At 60.2% G+C, this 15,985-nt stretch carries 16 protein-coding genes, 1 pseudogene and 1 riboswitch; of the genes and pseudogenes, 8 read left to right on the top strand and 9 right to left on the bottom strand.

Going from position 1 to position 15,985, the window contains the following annotated elements; translation table 11 throughout:
* The coding region (locus AC1DU9_RS27400; protein WP_477811068.1) for a hypothetical protein at positions 1–354 on the top strand (354 nt) is incomplete at its 5' end.
* Here AC1DU9_RS27400 and AC1DU9_RS27405 read toward each other — a convergent pair.
* The 4 genes from AC1DU9_RS27405 to AC1DU9_RS27420 form a co-directional block, all read right to left on the bottom strand.
* Positions 277–1,641, bottom strand: a complete 1,365-nt coding sequence (locus AC1DU9_RS27405) for a DUF1329 domain-containing protein (RefSeq protein ID WP_477811069.1) — start codon at positions 1,639–1,641, stop codon at positions 277–279. The two genes, AC1DU9_RS27400 and AC1DU9_RS27405, sit on opposite strands and share 78 nt — an antisense overlap.
* 28 nt (positions 1,642–1,669) lie before the next feature.
* Positions 1,670–3,559 carry a DUF1302 domain-containing protein gene (locus tag AC1DU9_RS27410; RefSeq protein ID WP_223461180.1) on the bottom strand — a complete coding sequence of 630 codons (1,890 nt, stop codon included), beginning with the start codon at positions 3,557–3,559 and terminating at the stop codon, positions 1,670–1,672.
* Between the two features lie 339 nt (positions 3,560–3,898).
* Positions 3,899–5,581 carry a fatty acid--CoA ligase gene (locus AC1DU9_RS27415; protein WP_477811070.1) on the bottom strand — a complete coding sequence of 561 codons (1,683 nt, stop codon included), beginning with the start codon at positions 5,579–5,581 and terminating at the stop codon, positions 3,899–3,901.
* Between the two features lie 152 nt (positions 5,582–5,733).
* A complete protein-coding gene (locus AC1DU9_RS27420) occupies positions 5,734–6,363 on the bottom strand; it encodes a LysE family translocator (RefSeq protein ID WP_110658928.1) in 630 nt (209 codons plus the stop codon).
* A 91-nt stretch (positions 6,364–6,454) separates the two neighbouring features.
* On the opposite strand from AC1DU9_RS27420, the gene AC1DU9_RS27425 reads away from it, so the two are divergent.
* The 3 genes from AC1DU9_RS27425 to AC1DU9_RS27435 all read left to right on the top strand — a co-directional run bounded on the left by AC1DU9_RS27425 (position 6,455) and on the right by AC1DU9_RS27435 (position 9,301).
* Positions 6,455–7,420, top strand: a complete 966-nt coding sequence (locus tag AC1DU9_RS27425; protein WP_223461174.1) for a 2-hydroxyacid dehydrogenase — start codon at positions 6,455–6,457, stop codon at positions 7,418–7,420.
* Positions 7,421–7,453: 33 nt separating this feature from the next.
* Positions 7,454–8,452, top strand: coding sequence for a class I SAM-dependent methyltransferase (locus tag AC1DU9_RS27430; RefSeq protein ID WP_223461172.1), 999 nt, complete (start codon positions 7,454–7,456; stop codon positions 8,450–8,452).
* A gap of 50 nt (positions 8,453–8,502) precedes the next feature.
* A riboswitch (yybP-ykoY riboswitch) is annotated at positions 8,503–8,627 on the top strand.
* Between the two features lie 89 nt (positions 8,628–8,716).
* Positions 8,717–9,301 (top strand): TMEM165/GDT1 family protein, encoded by a 585-nt coding sequence (locus tag AC1DU9_RS27435; protein ID WP_223461170.1) that lies wholly within the window; start codon positions 8,717–8,719, stop codon positions 9,299–9,301.
* A 146-nt stretch (positions 9,302–9,447) separates the two neighbouring features.
* On the opposite strand, the gene AC1DU9_RS27440 is transcribed toward AC1DU9_RS27435, so the two are convergent.
* Entirely contained in the window at positions 9,448–10,266 is an 819-nt protein-coding gene (locus AC1DU9_RS27440) for a M48 family metallopeptidase (protein WP_223461168.1), read from the bottom strand.
* 1,360 nt (positions 10,267–11,626) lie between these two features.
* On the opposite strand from AC1DU9_RS27440, the pseudogene AC1DU9_RS27445 reads away from it, so the two are divergent.
* Positions 11,627–11,824 (top strand): annotated as a pseudogene (locus tag AC1DU9_RS27445) (HAMP domain-containing protein); the annotation flags it as partial.
* Positions 11,825–11,935: 111 nt separating this feature from the next.
* Positions 11,936–12,679 (top strand): methyl-accepting chemotaxis protein, encoded by a 744-nt coding sequence (locus AC1DU9_RS27450; RefSeq protein WP_477811071.1) that lies wholly within the window; start codon positions 11,936–11,938, stop codon positions 12,677–12,679.
* Positions 12,680–12,791: 112 nt separating this feature from the next.
* Here AC1DU9_RS27450 and AC1DU9_RS27455 read toward each other — a convergent pair whose 3' ends face one another.
* Genes AC1DU9_RS27455 through AC1DU9_RS27465 form a run of 3 tightly spaced genes read right to left on the bottom strand, consistent with a single transcriptional unit; the run spans position 12,792 to position 13,903 of the window.
* Entirely contained in the window at positions 12,792–13,415 is a 624-nt protein-coding gene (locus tag AC1DU9_RS27455; protein WP_223461164.1) for an SOS response-associated peptidase, read from the bottom strand.
* A gap of 35 nt (positions 13,416–13,450) precedes the next feature.
* Positions 13,451–13,711: a putative signal transducing protein gene (locus tag AC1DU9_RS27460; RefSeq protein ID WP_008045983.1), complete on the bottom strand. Its 261-nt coding sequence runs from the start codon at positions 13,709–13,711 to the stop codon at positions 13,451–13,453.
* A gap of 9 nt (positions 13,712–13,720) precedes the next feature.
* Positions 13,721–13,903, bottom strand: coding sequence for a CPXCG motif-containing cysteine-rich protein (locus AC1DU9_RS27465; protein ID WP_007979317.1), 183 nt, complete (start codon positions 13,901–13,903; stop codon positions 13,721–13,723).
* A gap of 139 nt (positions 13,904–14,042) precedes the next feature.
* On the opposite strand from AC1DU9_RS27465, the gene AC1DU9_RS27470 reads away from it, so the two are divergent.
* Positions 14,043–15,209 carry a 1-acyl-sn-glycerol-3-phosphate acyltransferase gene (locus AC1DU9_RS27470; RefSeq protein ID WP_223461162.1) on the top strand — a complete coding sequence of 389 codons (1,167 nt, stop codon included), beginning with the start codon at positions 14,043–14,045 and terminating at the stop codon, positions 15,207–15,209.
* A 77-nt stretch (positions 15,210–15,286) separates the two neighbouring features.
* On the opposite strand, the gene AC1DU9_RS27475 is transcribed toward AC1DU9_RS27470, so the two are convergent.
* Complete coding sequence (locus AC1DU9_RS27475; RefSeq protein ID WP_223461160.1) at positions 15,287–15,565, bottom strand: hypothetical protein; 279 nt, start codon at positions 15,563–15,565, stop codon at positions 15,287–15,289.
* Positions 15,566–15,755: 190 nt separating this feature from the next.
* Here AC1DU9_RS27475 and AC1DU9_RS27480 point away from each other — a divergent pair, with 190 nt between their 5' ends.
* The gene (locus tag AC1DU9_RS27480; RefSeq protein ID WP_085724026.1) at positions 15,756–15,962 is read left to right on the top strand and encodes a hypothetical protein; all 207 of its coding nucleotides are present in this window, start codon (positions 15,756–15,758) and stop codon (positions 15,960–15,962) included.
* Positions 15,963–15,985 lie beyond the last annotated feature (23 nt).

The following is a 15,985-nucleotide window of genomic DNA, read 5'->3' on the forward strand; positions in this document are numbered from 1 at the left end:
AGCCTGATCCTTGACCACAAGAGCTTCGCGATCTTTTGCTCGCTCGCCCTGATCGGCTTCGCCTTATATCCGGTTCTTGTCCATCGGCTCGCGGTTTCGATTCACGCTTCCTCCCCACACTCGGTCGCCCTCATGCAGTTGCGCTTCACTTCGTTCGCTGTGGTCAGCTTACGACGGGACTTTCACCCGCAAGATTGCGCCCATGCTGGGCGCACAAAAAAACGCCCCGAACCAGTCGGGGCGTTTTCAGAGGGTGCGGCCTCTACTCAGTTCACCTTAGCGAACACCATCCTGACGCAAGGCGGCCGGGGTGAAGTCGCTGGTGGTTGCCTGGAAGCCGAAGTCATAGGCTGACTTCTCTTCGTTCTTCATGCCCAGCGCCAGGTAACGACCCGATTGCAGGTCATACAGGGCTTCGAGGGCATACCACGGAACTTGCTTGTCGTAGTAGTTCTCGGCATGGGCCTCGGCGACACGCCACAGTTGACCGCGACCGTCGTAGTGATCGATGACCGCGGCTTGCCAGGTGTCTTCGTCAATGTAGAAATCACGCTTGGCGTAGATGTGGCGCTGACCTTCCTTCAGGGTTGCAACCACATGCCACACACGACGCAACTCGTAACGAGCCAGGTCCTGGTTGATGTGACCGGCCTTGATGATGTCGTCGTACTTGAGCGTCGGCGAGTCGAGTTTGTAGCTGTCGGAGGCGATGTACATCTCTTTCTTGCCTTCGAGCTTCCAGTCGTAACGATCCGGCGCACCGTTGTACATGTCCAGGTTATCGGAAGTACGCAGGCCATCGGCAGCCGTACCCGGACCGTCATAGGACACTTGCGGGGCACGACGCACACGACGCTGACCCGCGTTGTAGACCCACGCCGAACGCGGCTCCTTCACCTGGTCGAGGGTTTCGTGCACCAGCAGTACACCACCGGCCAGACGCGCCGGCGCGGTCACTTTCTGCTTGAAGTAGAACAGGATATTGCCCGGGTTTTTCGGGTCGTAATCCTTCATTTTGTCGCGGAACACGAACTGGTCCTGGAAGTACACCATGCTATACGAGCCATTCGGTTGCGGTGTGGCCTGGGTCACCAGACGGGTCACGCTGCCGCCACGATAGCGGGTGATGTGGTTCCAGATAACTTCCACGCCGCTTTTCGGAATCGGGAACGGCACGGCTGTTTCGAAGTTCTCCAGACCGTTACCGCCGGACACCAGGTTGGTGTTGGTGGCGTTGCGCTTGATGGCGGCGAACACGTCATCCGGCACGGTGGCACCGCGGTGGGACGGGTACACCGGCATCTTGAAGGTTTCCGGGTAGCGCTTGAACATCGCGTACTGGCCAGGGGCAAGCTTGGCCTTGTACTGGTCGACGTTCTGCGCCGTGATAGTGAACAGCGGTTTTTCACCCGGGTACGGATCGGACAGGAAGCCTTTGCTGTCGACGGTGCCGGCGTTCTTCGGCAGCGGTTTCCAGGCAGGGATCGAACCGTCGGCGTTACCCGCCATTTCGGCGCCCATAGGGGTCAGGCTCTTGCCCAGTTTGTCGGCCTCGGCCTGGGGAACCGCTGCGATGACGCTGGTCGCCAGCAGCGAAAGACCCAGAACACCGGCGTGGAACAGACTCTTTGTTATTTTCATTTATGCGTTCGTCCTGAAAATACTGTGCTTAGAAGTTCACGCCGAGGCTGAGCGCAACGAAGTCGCGGTCATCCACTGTGGTGTACTTGCCGTCGAAGAAGTTGGTGTAAGCCAGGCTCGCGGTGTAGGTGTTCTGGTACTCGGCATCAACACCCAGGCTCACCGCCTTGCGGCCTTCCTCGAAGTTGCCGCCAGGGCCAGGGGAATAACCGCTTACGTCATGGGACCAGGCAACGTTCGGTTTGAGGTTCACACCGGCAAACACGTCGTTGTATTCCCAGATGGCGCGACCGCGGTAGCCCCACGAAGTCGGGGTGGTGAAGCCTTCGTTGGTGCAGTTGCGGCTGAGGTTGTTGGTCGGCGTACCCGGGCCGGCCCCGTTGATGGTGCTGGTGTTGAGCGCCACGCAGGTGTTCTGGCCGCCGGTAGCTGGCAACTCGCCAGGGCCGTAGACCGGGTCACGGCCATAACGGACATCGGAGGAGCTTTCCAGCCCGCCGACGTGGGTCACGCCCACTTCGCCCACCAGGGTCAGACGGCTGGCGCCCATGACCTGATCGAAGAAGTGCGTCAGAGTGGTCTGGAATTGGGTGACTTCCTTGCGGTTATACCCGTGCAAGTCCTGGCCAGGCACACCGTTGAGCAGTGAAGCGTTGCTCAGAGCGCCGCCCAAAGGACGCACACCGGCGAACAGGATGTCGGTGGAGTTGAGCTGCACCGGTGCGTTCGGACGGTAGCTGATCTCACCGCTCCACGCCGTACCGGTAGGCAGGGTGGTGGAGAAGCTCAAGCCATACAGGCGAATGTCCTCGGGGTATTCGATGAAGTATTGCGAATTACCGGCCACCAGCAACGGCGCAAGCCGGGCAAATGGTCCACCGCTCAGCGACGCTGCGGTGTTGTAGACCGACTGCGGCGCACCGGTGGCGCTGAAGATCGGCGCACGACTGTGGTAGTTCATGAAGTAGGCGCCGAACTCGGTGTCCAGCGGATCGAACATGTACTTGAAGGACGCGCCCCACTGGCCGCTGTCACGGGCATCACGATCGGGGCCACGACGCACCAGAACACCCTCTTCGTTGACGTCGACGCCGTTGGCAGCCAAAGGCCCCAAGGCAACGGCCGGAATTTGCGAGCGCTTGTTCAGCACGCGCAGGTTGTTGTCGCAGCCGTCGGCAACGATGTCCGGCTGGGAGAAGAACGTGCCGCAGTTGTCGACGACGGTCTGATCCCATTCAAGTTGATAAAACGCTTCGGCCGAGAGGTTTTCGGTCAGGCTCTGGGACACATAGAACATATTGACCGGGATCAGGCCTTCCTTGATCTCGGCACCCGGACGGCGGAATGCCGACACGTCGATCGGGTTGATCGAGTTGATGCCGCCGCCAATGAAGGTACTTTCACCCCAGCTCACGACCTGCTTGCCCAGGCGCACGGAACCTGGTTGATCGGCAATGGAGTAGTTGTGGTAGACGAAGGCGTCGAGGAGTTGAGTGCCAGCGGACTTGGCGCCTTCCTTGCGACCGTCGTCGCTGATGTCCTTGAACGGACGGCTTTCGTCTTTCAGTTCAAAGTCGTACCAGTATTTGCCACGGACGAAAACACCGGTATCGCCGTATTTCAGTTCAAGGTCATGGATGCCCTTGAAGATCTTCGAGAAGGTTTCCCCGCTCTTGAAGTTCAGGTGACCGTCATCAGAAGTCTGCGACAGCCCCTTACCGCCGTTGTTGACGCCGATGAGGTTCTTGTTCGGCTGTTCGGTAGACCAACTGGCGCCAATCGACAGGGATGAGTCGAACTGACCTTCGATTTCACCAACGTTGAAACTGACGCCGAATGCTGGCCCGGCGAGCGTAGAAGCAAGACTGACAGCCAGGGGCAGTTTCGCCCGGCGCCAGAACTGGTTTACTGATGTCATCGACGCTACTCCATGTGCATTTTATTTTTATGGCAATGAGCACTTCTAAAAACGCTGTGGATAACCGGGAGCCATGGCATCCCAAAGTCATTCCAAAGTTGCATCGCCCCGGTTCGTGCGGTTGCCCCGTTCTTAAAAATCCTTGAACGGACTATAGCCAGCAGGTAGTAGTGCTTGATCCCTCTAAAGTGTGATTTGCAGTTGCCAGCCACTCTGGAACAGTCCTTTCGCCAGTCCGACACCCGTCGGCACGGCAAGGATGGCTGAAAAATTCGAATTGACAAGCCAAGCGCTTGCTTGGTGGGGCTGGCGTGCCCTTTCGGGCACGCCGAGAGGCGCTTAAAGCGTCGAGAGGAAGGTGCTGTTGGTGGCTTGCCATTCGGTGATGTCGACACGAATGCGCTTCTTGTCGAGTTTGCCGACGCTGGTCTTGGGAATTTCAGTAACAAGGGCAATCTGGCTCGGAATCGCCCACTTGCTCAAGTGCCCCAGCTCCACGAACGGCTTGAGGTGTTCCTTGAGTTCCCGAGCCCCGATTGCATGACCCTCACGGAGCACCAGCAGGGCAAACGGCCGCTCGCCCCACTGCGGATCGGGAATCCCCACCACTGCTACTTCACGTACCGCCGCATGACGGCTGATCAGGTCTTCCAGGTCCAGGGAGGAAATCCACTCGCCACCGGTCTTGATCACGTCCTTGATCCGGTCACGAATGTCGATCACCCCCATGCTGTCCAGGGTCGCCACGTCGCCGGTGTGCAGCCAGCCGCCGACCCAGAGCTCGGCGCCCTTCTGCGGTTCATTGAAATAGCCCTCGGTGAGCCACGGTGCACGCAGCACCAGTTCACCCTGAGTCTCACCGTCGGCGGGCAGGAAGTTGCCCTCGGTGTCGACGATCGCCGCCTCCACCAGCGGCCCCGGCACGCCAGCCTTGATCCGGTAGGTGGTGCGCTCGTCTTCGGTACCCGCCATCAATTCGTCGTTGAGGTGCGCACACGACACCAGCGGCCCGGTTTCCGACATGCCATAAGCAGCCGTCAGTTGAATCCCTTTCGCCTTGGCCGCTTCGTACAACGTGCGATTCAAAGCGCTGCCGCCGATGACGATTTTCCAGCCGCCGAAGTCGACGTTCTGCGCGGCCTTGGCATTGAGGACCATCTGCAAAATGGTCGGTACGCAATGGGAGAACGTGACCTTCTCCTTGCGCCACAATTCCACCAGATATTCCGGGTCATAGCGGCCTGGATACACCTGCTTGAGCCCGAGCATGGTCGCCACATACGGCAAGCCCCAGGCGTGCACGTGGAACATCGGGGTGATCGGCATGTACACGTCGTTGGTGCCCAGCAGGCGCACGCTATCGATCGCGCCCATGATGGTCGACACGCCAATGGTGTGAAGCACCAGTTGCCGATGGGTGAAGTACACGCCCTTGGGATTGCCGGTGGTGCCGGTGGTATAGAACGTGGTCGCGACCGAGTTTTCGTCGAAATCCTCGAAGTCGTACTGCGGGCTCGCCGCGGCCAGCAGTTGTTCGTATTCGCCGACGAGGTTCGGCAGGTCCGCGGTTTTTTCCGGCAGGTCAGTCAGCAGCAGGGTTTTCTCGACCGTGGCCAGTTGCCCCTCGATTGCCTTGTAGAGGCCGACGAACTCGCTGTTGACCAGCACAAAGCGGTCCTCGGCGTGGTTCATGGTGTAGAGGATCTGTTCCGGCGACAGGCGCACGTTGATGGTGTGGATCACCGCGCCGATCATCGGGATGGCGAACATGCATTCCAGGTAACGATGGCTGTCCCAGTCCATCACACCCACGGCATCCCCGGGCTTGACCCCGGCCGCCGTCAGCACATTGGCCAGGCGGGCCACCCGTTCGATCAGGGTCGGGTAGCTGTAGCGCAACTTGTCGCGGTAGATGATCTCGCGGGTTTTCTCATAACGGGCACCAGACATCAGCAGCCGTTTGATCAACAGCGGGTACTGGTAAGCGCCTTCGGCCGGGGGGATAACGCGAGTCTGCAACATAAGAATCCCTTTTTCTGACTGCACGGTCGTGACTGAAAGTACGCACTGTAGTGCCCTTGATCGTCAGCCAAATCAGCCAAAGGAATGATTTGCAGAGCCGCGCAAATGCTAGCGTTGCGCCAGCATTTGCAGCTATTCGTGAACCGTTACGGTCAGTGCATCTCGGTAAACGCGAGTTTCACACCGATCGCAATCAGCACCGCGCCCATGGTCCGGTCGAACCAGTGGCCCATGCGGGCGAAACCGGCGCGTACGCGCTGCTGGCTGAACAGCATCGCCACCAGGCAGAACCAGGCCGCTGTCGCCGCCGCCAGGTAAACCCCGTAACCGGCCTGCACGGCCAGTGGCGTGTGCGGATTGATGACCACGGTGAACAGCGATAGGAAGAACAGCGTGGCTTTGGGATTGAGACCGTTGGTGACGAACCCTGAAGTGAAGGCACCACGGGCGGTGCGCTCGCCGGCTTCCTTGTGCAGATCGTCCGCCACAGGCTTGGCCGGTTGCGCGCGCAGTGCCTTGTAACCGATGTACAGCAGGTAAGCGGCGGCGGCCCATTTCAAGGCATTGAACAGCACGATCGACTGGGACACGATCAGGCCGATCCCCAGCAGGGAATAACCCACGTGCAGGAAAATCGCCGTACCCACACCCAGCGCGGTCCAGGTGCCTGCGCGGCGACCGTGGGTCACGCTCTCACGCACCACGACAGCAAAGTCCGGGCCGGGGCTGGCCACGGCCAGCAGGTGAATCAGGGCAACGGTCAAGAACTCTGTCCAGTACATAGGGGCTCCTTCAGGCCAAGCGTATCTATTTATTTCATCTGGTAGGCTCGGCAGATTACGCCTTCAGTTCATTGCACAAAAGGTACAGTTGATGACGAACACTCGCCGCGCCGTTTTCCTCGACCACCCGTCCCTGGACCTTGGCGACCTTGACCTCAATCCGCTGCGCAGTTGTTTCAGCGAACTGCAGCTGTTCGCCCAGACCTTGCCCGATCAAGTCATTGAACACCTCAAGGGCGCCACCGTCGCCATCAGCAACAAAATTGTCATCGATGCCGCTGCCATGGCCGCCAGCCCTGATCTCAAGCTGATCCTGATCACCGCCACCGGCACCAACAACGTCGACCTCGCCGCCGCCCGCGCCCACGGAATTACTGTGTGCAACTGCCAGGGTTACGGCACGCCGTCGGTGGCGCAGCACACGATCATGCTGCTGCTCAACCTGGCCACACGCCTGGCCGATTATCAAAAAGCCGTCGGCGAAGGTCGCTGGCAGCAGGCCAAACAGTTCTGTTTGCTGGATTACCCGATTGTCGAACTCGAAGGCAAAACCCTTGGACTGCTGGGCCACGGCGAATTGGGCGGCGCAGTCGCACGGCTGGCCGAAGCCTTCGGCATGCGCGTCCTGCTGGGGCAAATTCCCGGACGCCCCGCCCGGCCGGATCGCTTGCCGCTGGATGAACTGTTGCCACAGGTCGATGCCCTGACCTTGCACTGCCCACTCAACGAACATACCCGCCACTTCATCGGTGCCCGTGAACTGGCCTCGATGAAGCCCGGAGCATTTGTGGTCAACACCGCACGCGGTGGCCTGATCGACGAACAGGCACTGGCCGACGCCCTGCGCAACGGGCATCTGGGCGGCGCCGCCACGGACGTGCTGAGCGTCGAGCCCCCCATTAATGGCAATCCGCTGCTGGCCCACGATATTCCGCGCCTGATCGTCACCCCGCACAACGCCTGGGGCAGCCGCGAAGCGCGCCAGCGAATCGTTGGCCAAGTGACCGAAAACGCACTGGGATACTTCAGCGGTAAGGCGCTGCGGGTCGTCAGTTGATAAACTGCGGCACTTTTTTCCACAGGAGCAGTTATGGATCCGCGCAGTGAAGTACTGCTTCGTCAGGCCGAGTTATTCCAGGGTTCGGTGTTGCTGGCCGGTTTGCCCGCCGACGACTTGCTGGGTCGTCTGCCCGAGGCTCATGGCTGGTGCTGGCACGCCGGCGATCAGGCCGCGCTGGACGCCCGCTTCGCCGAGCGCAGCCATTTTGGCGTGAATGCGCCGCAGCGCGAGTTCGATAGCGCCGTGGTGTTTCTGCCCAAGGCCAAGGACCTGACCGACTACATCCTCAACGCCCTCGCCTCGCGGCTGGCCGGCCGCGAGCTGTACCTGGTCGGCGAGAAAAAAAGCGGCATCGAAGGTGCCGCCAAACAACTCAACCCGTTCGGCAAGCCACGCAAGCTCGACAGCGCGCGACACTGCCAGCTCTGGCTGGTCACCGTGGCCAACGCGCCTGAAGCCAAACCGCTGGAAAGCCTGGCGCAGACCTACGAACTGCCGCTGGCCGAAGGCCCGTTGAAGGTCATCAGCTTGCCGGGGGTGTTCAGCCATGGTCGCCTGGATCGCGGCAGCGCGCTGCTGCTGGAACATCTGGACAAACTGCCCGGCGGTCACCTGCTCGATTTCGGTTGTGGCGCCGGGGTTCTGGGGGCAGCGGTGAAACGTCGTTACCCGCACAACCAGGTCACGTTGCTGGATGTGGATGCCTTTGCCGCTGCCAGCAGTCGCCTGACCCTGGCTGCCAATGGTCTGGAAGCCGAGGTGATTACCGGTGACGGAATCGATGCCGCACCGATGGGTTTGAGTGCGATTCTGAGCAATCCGCCGTTCCATGTCGGGGTGCACACCGACTATTTCGCTACCGAAAACCTGCTGCGAAAAGCAGCCAAACATCTGAAAAACGGTGGCGAACTTCGCTTGGTAGCTAACAGCTTCCTGAAGTATCAACCGCTGATCGAAGAGCATTTGGGCGTGTGTGCGATCAAGGCCGAAGGACAGGGTTTCCGAATCTACCGGGCCAAACGCGGTTGAACTTCTTTTGAAAAAGAAGGCTTGCCGAATGGATTTTGCCTAGGCAGAATCCGCTCCGTCCTAGGGGAGTAGTCTCCCACGAGCGCCACGCTCGTCCGGCATGCGTCAACATACTTGGTCAAAAGACCATGGCGCATGCGACCCAAGCATCCACATCAGATGGATCGCAGGGTTTGACAAGACCTATGACACGAACACCTTACCCGGGGCGGGAAGGCTGTACGTGTCATAGCCGTGTCGACCCGCCCCTTAGGAAAACCCCTGATGCTGGATTCACTACTCGTACCTACCGCAATCGTTGCCTTGGCCGAAATCGGCGACAAGACGCAACTGCTCGCGCTCATTCTCGCTGCCCGCTTCCGCAAGCCCTGGCCGATCATCGCCGGTATCGTCGCCGCGACCCTGGCCAACCACGCTGCAGCCGGTGCGATAGGCGCCTGGGTCGGCAGTTTCTTCTCGGATACGATGCTGCACTGGATCCTCGCCGCGAGCTTCGCCGCGACCGCACTGTGGACCCTGGTCCCGGACAAGATGGATGACGACGAAGCCAGCACCGCCCGCAAGTTCGGGCCGTTCCTGACCACGCTGATCGCGTTCTTCCTGGCGGAAATCGGCGACAAGACGCAGATCGCGACCGTGATGCTCGCGGCCCAGTATCCAGAGCTTTGGCTGGTGATCATCGGTACCACCCTCGGCATGCTGATTGCCAACGTACCGGTGGTACTGGCGGGCAACTTTGCCGCAGACAAATTGCCCTTGACCCTGATCCGTCGACTGGCGGCGTCGGCGTTCTTCATCCTGGCGATTGTCGCGGTGTACAAGGCGATGCAGAGCAGCGGGTGGGTTTGACGGTTTAGGTCGATAGACCGCGTTATCGTTCATCGCGAGCAAGCTCGCTCCCACAGGGTTCGGCGTCGAGCACAAAACCAATGTGGGAGCGAGCTTGCTCCGGGCGGCGCTCCGACGATGAGGCCCGAAGCCTCAATAGATGACCGTCAGGATTTCTTGGCCTGCTCATACAACGGCATCACTTTCGGAATCGCCGCCTGCAACGCCGCAATACGACTCGACGACGCCGGGTGAGTGCTCATGAATTCCGGTGGCGCACCTTCCGAGACCTTGCTCATCTTGTTCCACAGGGTAATTGCGGCATTCGGGTTGTAACCGGCGCGGGCCGCCAGTTCCAGGCCAATCAGGTCCGCTTCGTTTTCATTGGCGCGGCTGTTGGGCAAGGTCATGCCGTAGTTCGCCACGGTATCGGCCAGGGCCATGGTGTCCTGCCCCAATCCCAACAAGGCACCGGCGCCCTGCTTGGCCATTTCGATGCCGTAAGCCTTGGACATCGCTTCACGACCGTGCTCACGCAGGGCGTGGGCGATTTCATGCCCCATGATCGCGGCGATTTCATCGTCGGTCAGTTTCAGTCTGTCGATCAGGCCGGTGTAAAAGATGATTTTGCCGCCAGGGCCGCAGTTGGCGTTGAGCTCATCGCTCTTGATCAGGTTGACTTCCCACTTCCACTGAGCCGCGTCCGGACGAAACGTCGGCGTCTGGGCAATCAGCCGGTCGGCAATCGCCTGAACCCGCCGGGCTTCATTGCTGGTCTTGTCCAGCACACCTTTGCTGGACGCTTCGCCCACGGTCTTCTGATAGGACTGGGCGTACATCTGGTCGACCTCTTGCGCGGACAACATGCTGAACATGTACTGCTTGCGCTCAATGCCCACTGCACCGCCGCTGGTGGTATTGACCGACTGACAACCGGTGAGCAGCAGCGCTGCGCTCAGTGCACTGACAACCAAAATCTTGTTCATCAAAAATTTCCCTGAAAACATGCCGCGTATCCTAGGCGTGGAAATGTCTAGACGCCAGATACAATGGACGTAAGACGCACAATTCGGACAAAGCTCTCATCGCCGTAGAAAAAATTCACATACGGCAACAACCCGCAGTCCATCACGCCGCGCATGGATTCATTTGCGACATCCGACACGCAAAAACAGTCATTTCAGCTGCCCGCGCTCATGCCCGTCCGACACTCTGCCGATACACCTGGGCAGACGTCCTTTTGCGTGCGGAGCCCCCATGAAATTCAAGTCGATCCAGTTTTCCGTGGCGGCCCTTGCCGGCGCCATTGTCCTTAGTGTCGTGGCAGCGCTGGTGGTGTATGCGCTGCTCTCCGGCGCCCGGACCCAAGACATGGTCCAGGAGCGGACCCAGGCCCAATTCGAGCAAGTCATCGAACAGCGCCTGACGTCCCTGGCGCAAACCCAGGTCAGCCAGATCCAGCGTGAACTCGAAGCACCGCTGCTGATTGCCGGCGGGCTGGTGCGGGTCAACGCCCTGATCGGCACACCGGGTACCGATGGCCAGCCTGCGCTGAGCCTCAGCCGCGAGCAATTGATCGGTCTGATCAAGGAAAACGTGGTCAAGAACCCGAAAATCCTCGGCACCTATATCGGTTGGGAGAAAGACGCACTGGATCACAACGATGCGGCCTATGTCGGCACTCAGGTAGTCGGCATCGACGCCGCCAACGGGCGCTTCCTGCCCTGGTGGTTCCGCAACGACGACGGCACCCTGGGCCTGGACAAACTGGTGGACGTCGACGACCAGAAAACCCTGTCCACCGGCGTGCGCGCCAGCGAGTACTACCTGTGCTCAAAAGAAACCAAAAAATCCTGCGTGATCGATCCGGCGCCTTATAAGGTGGGCGACAAAATCGTCATGCTCGCCTCCTTTATTGAGCCGATCATGCTCAACGGTGCCTTCCAGGGCATAGTCGGTGCCGACCTGTCGGTGAACTTCATCCAGGAAATGCTCTTGGGCGCCAACCAGAAACTCTACAGCGGCGCCGGGGAAATGGCCCTGATCGGCGGCAATGGCCGGATCGTTGCCTACACCAAGGATCCGAGCAAATTCGGCGAAAAGGTCAGCGACATCCTCGACAGCAAGCAGATCGCCAACATGGCCAATCTCAAGCGCGGCGAAGTCACCTATACCGTCGACAAGGCCCAAGGCCGGATCGAGTTGTACCTGCCGTTCGGCATCGGCCAGACTGACGCCCGCTGGACCTTGATGCTGCAGTTGCCGCTGAATGCGGTCATGGCCGACCTGCAAAAACTCCAGGCCGACCTGAACGCACAGCGCAAATCCGACACCTTCGGCATGGCGATGGTCGGTCTGGTGATTGCCGGTATCGGTTTGCTGGTGATCTGGCTGGTGGGCCACGGCATCGCCCGTCCGCTCAAGCAGATGGCGGCCATGCTCGACGATATCGCCCAGGGCGAAGGTGACCTGACCCGGCGCCTGAGCAGCGACCGCGCCGATGAACTGGGTTCGATCGCCAAAGGCTTCAATACTTTCCTGGCCAAGTTGCAGGCGATGATCACCCAGGTGGTGACGTCGGTGCAGAGCGTCAGCGATTCGTCGGAACACACCGCCGACATCGCCATCCGCACCAATACCGGTGTACACAAGCAAATGGCCGAGATCGATCAGGTGGCCACCGCTGTGCAGGAAATGACCGCCACCGCCCAGGACGTGGCGCGCAACGCGACCCAGGCCGCACAGGCCGCCAGCCATGCCGATCAGGCCGCCAGCCAGGGCATGCAGATCGTGCGCGACACCTCGAACTCGATTGGCGCCCTCGCAGTGGAAATCGGCCGCGCCGTGAGCGTGGTGCAAACCCTGGCCAAGGACAGCGAAAACATCAACGCCATCCTCACCGCCATTCGCGGGATCGCCGAGCAGACCAACCTGCTGGCCCTGAACGCGGCCATCGAAGCCGCCCGCGCCGGTGAACAGGGCCGAGGTTTTGCGGTAGTGGCCGACGAGGTGCGTAACCTGGCGCAGAAAACGCAAAAGGCCACCGAAGAAATCCAGACCATGATCCAGCAACTGCAGCAAGGCACGCGGGATGTAGTGCGGGTCATGGAAGACAGTCAGAACCGTACGGACGAAAGCGTACAGCACGCCTCCAAGGCCGCCGAAGCACTGGAAACCATTACTCAGGCGGTGTCGGTGATCAATGACATGAACACCCAGATCGCCAGCGCGGCCGAGGAGCAAAGTGCGGTGGCGGACGACATCAACCGCAACGTGATCAACATCGGTCAGGTGGCCAATGAAGTGGCCGGCGGCGCCGATGAGTCGAGCGCGGCCAGTGCGGATTTGACCAGGTTGGCCGAGCAGCAGCGGCGGTTGATCAATCAGTTCAGGGTTTGATCCAAAGGCCCCATCGCGGGCAAGCCCGCTCCCACAGGGGATTTGTGTACGCCACAGATCCMMTGTGGGAGCGAGCTTGCTCGCGATGGGGCCGGCTCAGCCACCCAATAATTCAACCCGGAGTGAGGCACTCCGGCCCATTGAGCTTCGGATCATTCACCATGTTGGCCAGCACCCGCTCGCGCAACACGGCAGGCTCACTGGCCAGCAATGCTTGCAATGCATGCAACGGTGTCTCGGGATCCAGCCACGCCGCCTGCCCCACCTCATCAAGAATCAACGGCCGCCGCTGGCTTGCCGCCGGTTGGGTAATCACGGCGGTACTCAGCCAAACCTGCTCTTGCACCGGATACGCCTCCCAGATCGCCGCAAAAAACAATGACGAACCCTCCCCCGGTGTCAGCCAGTACGGGCGCTTGCGCGTCGTGCCGCGCCATTCGTAGAAACCGTTGGCCGGCAACAGGCAGCGGCGCAAGCGCAGGGCTTCGCGGAACATCGGTTGTTCGGCCACGGTTTCGGCACGAGCGTGGGCCGGAGTGCGGGACAGATCGGTCAGCCAGGGTGGCGTCAGGCCCCAGCGGGCGCGGGCCAGCGTGCGTTGACCGTCAGGCTCGGCCCGCAGCATCAACACCGAATCATTGGGGGAAATGTTCCACTGCGCCTGCTGGTCGGCGGGAAAACCGGGCAGCGCCGCGAAGGCGGGGTTCCAGCGAAACAGGGCATAACGTCCACACATGGGGCAACACGGCTCTTGATCAAACGAACGCCAGCCTAACAGACCAGCGTGCCGGGAAAGCTGTCCGGTTCATCGCCGGACAGCGGCAGCGCGGCATTGTACGCGGTGATCAGCTCGCGGGCGTATGCAGCCTGATCGTTCTCGACCGACAGCCCCAGCAAGCCATAGATCGGCAACTCGCCGCTGCCCCCGAGCAAATCACGGCCCACCAGGTGCGCCTCGATGCCCTCGCTGGCGAGCATGCCTTGCAGCAACTCGCCTTCCATCAGGTTCTCCGGGTCGTAGATGCGCTGCATACACGCTCCTCACTCGTTTTCGCTGAACACTTCGAGATGCCATTCATCTTCATGAACCTGCAACACGAAGGTTATCGGCCGGCAGCACACCTGACAGTCTTCAATATAGGTCTGATCGCCACCGGACAAATCCAGCGTCGTCTCGACTTCCTCACCACAATACGGACATTCATATTGCGCAGTTTCCAGCATCGCGGTCTCCCAGGTGACTTGTGCGTATAATCGCCGGTCTATTTGCAGGGCTATTTTTGTCTGGCTACTTTTTCAGACCGCACCCCGCCGGTTTTCAATCAAAACCTTTACTTACCCTAGCCGTTTCTAACAAGAGAGCATGATGGGCGAATTCGATGCCATCCGACCTTACGACGACAGCGAAGTCCCGGCAGTGCTGGCACGACTGCTCGGCGACAAGGCGTTTCTAGATATCCTCACCCACTTCCGCTTCCCGCGTTTCGCCGGCGCTTTAGGCTGGGCACTCAAACCTCTTATAGCCCATCGGCTGCGCCGTGAGTTTGCCGGCATTAACTCCGTGGCCACATTACAGGACAAAGTCGAGGTTTACGTCGACCACACCATTGAGCGCGCCACCGACGGCGTCACCTATACCGGGGTGGAGCAATTCAAGTCCGGCAGCGCCTACCTGTTTATCGCCAACCACCGCGATATCGTGATGGACCCGGCCTTCGTCAACTATGCCGTGTACCACGCCGGCCTGCCGACTCCGCGCATCGCCATTGGCGACAACCTGCTGCAAAAGCCTTTCGTCAGCGACCTGATGCGCCTGAACAAGAGCTTCATCGTGCACCGCTCGATCAGCGGTCGCCGGGAGAAAATGGCGGCTTATCAACTGTTGTCGGCGTACATCAACCATTCGATCCGCAACGATTGCGCCTCGATCTGGATCGCCCAGGCCGAAGGCCGCGCCAAGGACGGTGACGATCGTACCGAATCGGCGATCCTCAAGATGTTCCACATGAGCCGTAAGGACGAACCGTTCGGCGAAGTCATCCAGTCGCTGAACCTGACCCCGGTGTCGATCAGCTACGAATACGACCCGTGCGATCAGGCCAAGGCCCGCGAGCTTTACATCCGCGCTACCACCGGCAGCTACACCAAGGCGCCGGGCGAGGATGACGTGAGCATCGCCAAGGGCATCACCGGCTACAAGGGTCGGGTGCATGTGAACTTTGCCGCGCCGATCACCGAACTGTTCGAAGGCACCAAGCAGTTGGCGGTCGAGACGGACAAGCAAATCCTCAGCGGCTATCGCTTGTTCCCGGTGCACTACCTGGCGTACGCACAGTGGAAAGACGCCGATCCGCAGTTGCAGGTACCAAAAGCCGCCGAAGTGTTCCCGGCCGAGGAACTCGCCAAGGCCCAGGAAGAATGGCAACGCCGCCTGGATGCCTGCCCTGAAGAGCATCGTCCGTTCCTGGTGCTGCAATATGCGACGCCGGTGCGCAATCAGTACCGGGTGAAGGCAGGGTTGCCGCTGTAAGCGGTTTCGGCTGGATACGAGAACGGCGCCTTCGGGCGCCGTTCTTTTTAAATCAAGATCTTTTACTTTGAAAAGGCTCAGACCTGAGTACTGATCCAGGAAACCAGCAGCGCCATCCCCATGCAGGCAAAACCGAAGATGTAGAAAAAACGGTTCTTGCGCAAGGTCGCCCAGTCCAGCGTGGGCTCTACGTTGGGGCTGCTCTGGCGCTGTGCCTGAAGGCTGGCCATCGCGCGCATTTCACGACGACGGGTAGCGTGCAGCAACCAGCCGCCCGGAAAGGCAAAGAGCAAGGCCAGCAGATTGATCAATTTGGCGGGATGGGCGGTAAACAGCGTCATCAAGTGCAGCGACATCACAAACCTCAAGTCAAACAGGTGGCAGGTGCCGGACCGGCGACCGCGGCGCGGATTCTACCGAAAGCCTGCGCGCCTGCCCTCTGTTTCCGACAAATAACGAGGCAATTGATCAATGGTTGTCCTGAGTCACGGCTTCGTCATCTGTATCGGCGACCATGCGCGCCTCGAAACCGACAAGGACCACGTCATGCTCCACGCCGAAAACCAGGATCGCCTTTACCTCATCACCCCCAGCGAAGAACAACAAGCCCTCGTCGGCAGCCTCGCCTTCAATGTTCAGGACCGCCATTGGCTGGTGTATTGCGCCCTGGGCGGGCATCAACACGCGGATTTGCCGGAAACGGATCTGCTTACCGGCGTGAGCGTGCTGGACTTTTACTCACAAGCCGCCTGACACCAACGCCCCCCTGTAGGAGC

The sequence above is a fragment of the Pseudomonas sp. P4_C1 genome, from assembly GCF_056402155.1.

Excerpts from the sequence above, each read along its gene's own strand:
- AC1DU9_RS27405 (WP_477811069.1), bottom strand. The coding sequence starts at position 1,641 with ATGAAAATAACAAAGAGTCTGTTCCACGCCGGTGTTCTGGGTCTTTCG.
- AC1DU9_RS27410 (WP_223461180.1), bottom strand. The coding sequence starts at position 3,559 with ATGACATCAGTAAACCAGTTCTGGCGCCGGGCGAAACTGCCCCTGGCT.
- AC1DU9_RS27415 (WP_477811070.1), bottom strand. The coding sequence starts at position 5,581 with ATGTTGCAGACTCGCGTTATCCCCCCGGCCGAAGGCGCTTACCAGTAC.
- AC1DU9_RS27420 (WP_110658928.1), bottom strand. The coding sequence starts at position 6,363 with ATGTACTGGACAGAGTTCTTGACCGTTGCCCTGATTCACCTGCTGGCC.
- AC1DU9_RS27425 (WP_223461174.1), top strand. The coding sequence starts at position 6,455 with ATGACGAACACTCGCCGCGCCGTTTTCCTCGACCACCCGTCCCTGGAC.
- AC1DU9_RS27430 (WP_223461172.1), top strand. The coding sequence starts at position 7,454 with ATGGATCCGCGCAGTGAAGTACTGCTTCGTCAGGCCGAGTTATTCCAG.
- AC1DU9_RS27435 (WP_223461170.1), top strand. The coding sequence starts at position 8,717 with ATGCTGGATTCACTACTCGTACCTACCGCAATCGTTGCCTTGGCCGAA.
- AC1DU9_RS27440 (WP_223461168.1), bottom strand. The coding sequence starts at position 10,266 with ATGAACAAGATTTTGGTTGTCAGTGCACTGAGCGCAGCGCTGCTGCTC.
- AC1DU9_RS27450 (WP_477811071.1), top strand. The coding sequence starts at position 11,936 with ATGGCCGAGATCGATCAGGTGGCCACCGCTGTGCAGGAAATGACCGCC.
- AC1DU9_RS27455 (WP_223461164.1), bottom strand. The coding sequence starts at position 13,415 with ATGTGTGGACGTTATGCCCTGTTTCGCTGGAACCCCGCCTTCGCGGCG.
- AC1DU9_RS27460 (WP_008045983.1), bottom strand. The coding sequence starts at position 13,711 with ATGCAGCGCATCTACGACCCGGAGAACCTGATGGAAGGCGAGTTGCTG.
- AC1DU9_RS27465 (WP_007979317.1), bottom strand. The coding sequence starts at position 13,903 with ATGCTGGAAACTGCGCAATATGAATGTCCGTATTGTGGTGAGGAAGTC.
- AC1DU9_RS27470 (WP_223461162.1), top strand. The coding sequence starts at position 14,043 with ATGATGGGCGAATTCGATGCCATCCGACCTTACGACGACAGCGAAGTC.
- AC1DU9_RS27475 (WP_223461160.1), bottom strand. The coding sequence starts at position 15,565 with ATGTCGCTGCACTTGATGACGCTGTTTACCGCCCATCCCGCCAAATTG.
- AC1DU9_RS27480 (WP_085724026.1), top strand. The coding sequence starts at position 15,756 with ATGCTCCACGCCGAAAACCAGGATCGCCTTTACCTCATCACCCCCAGC.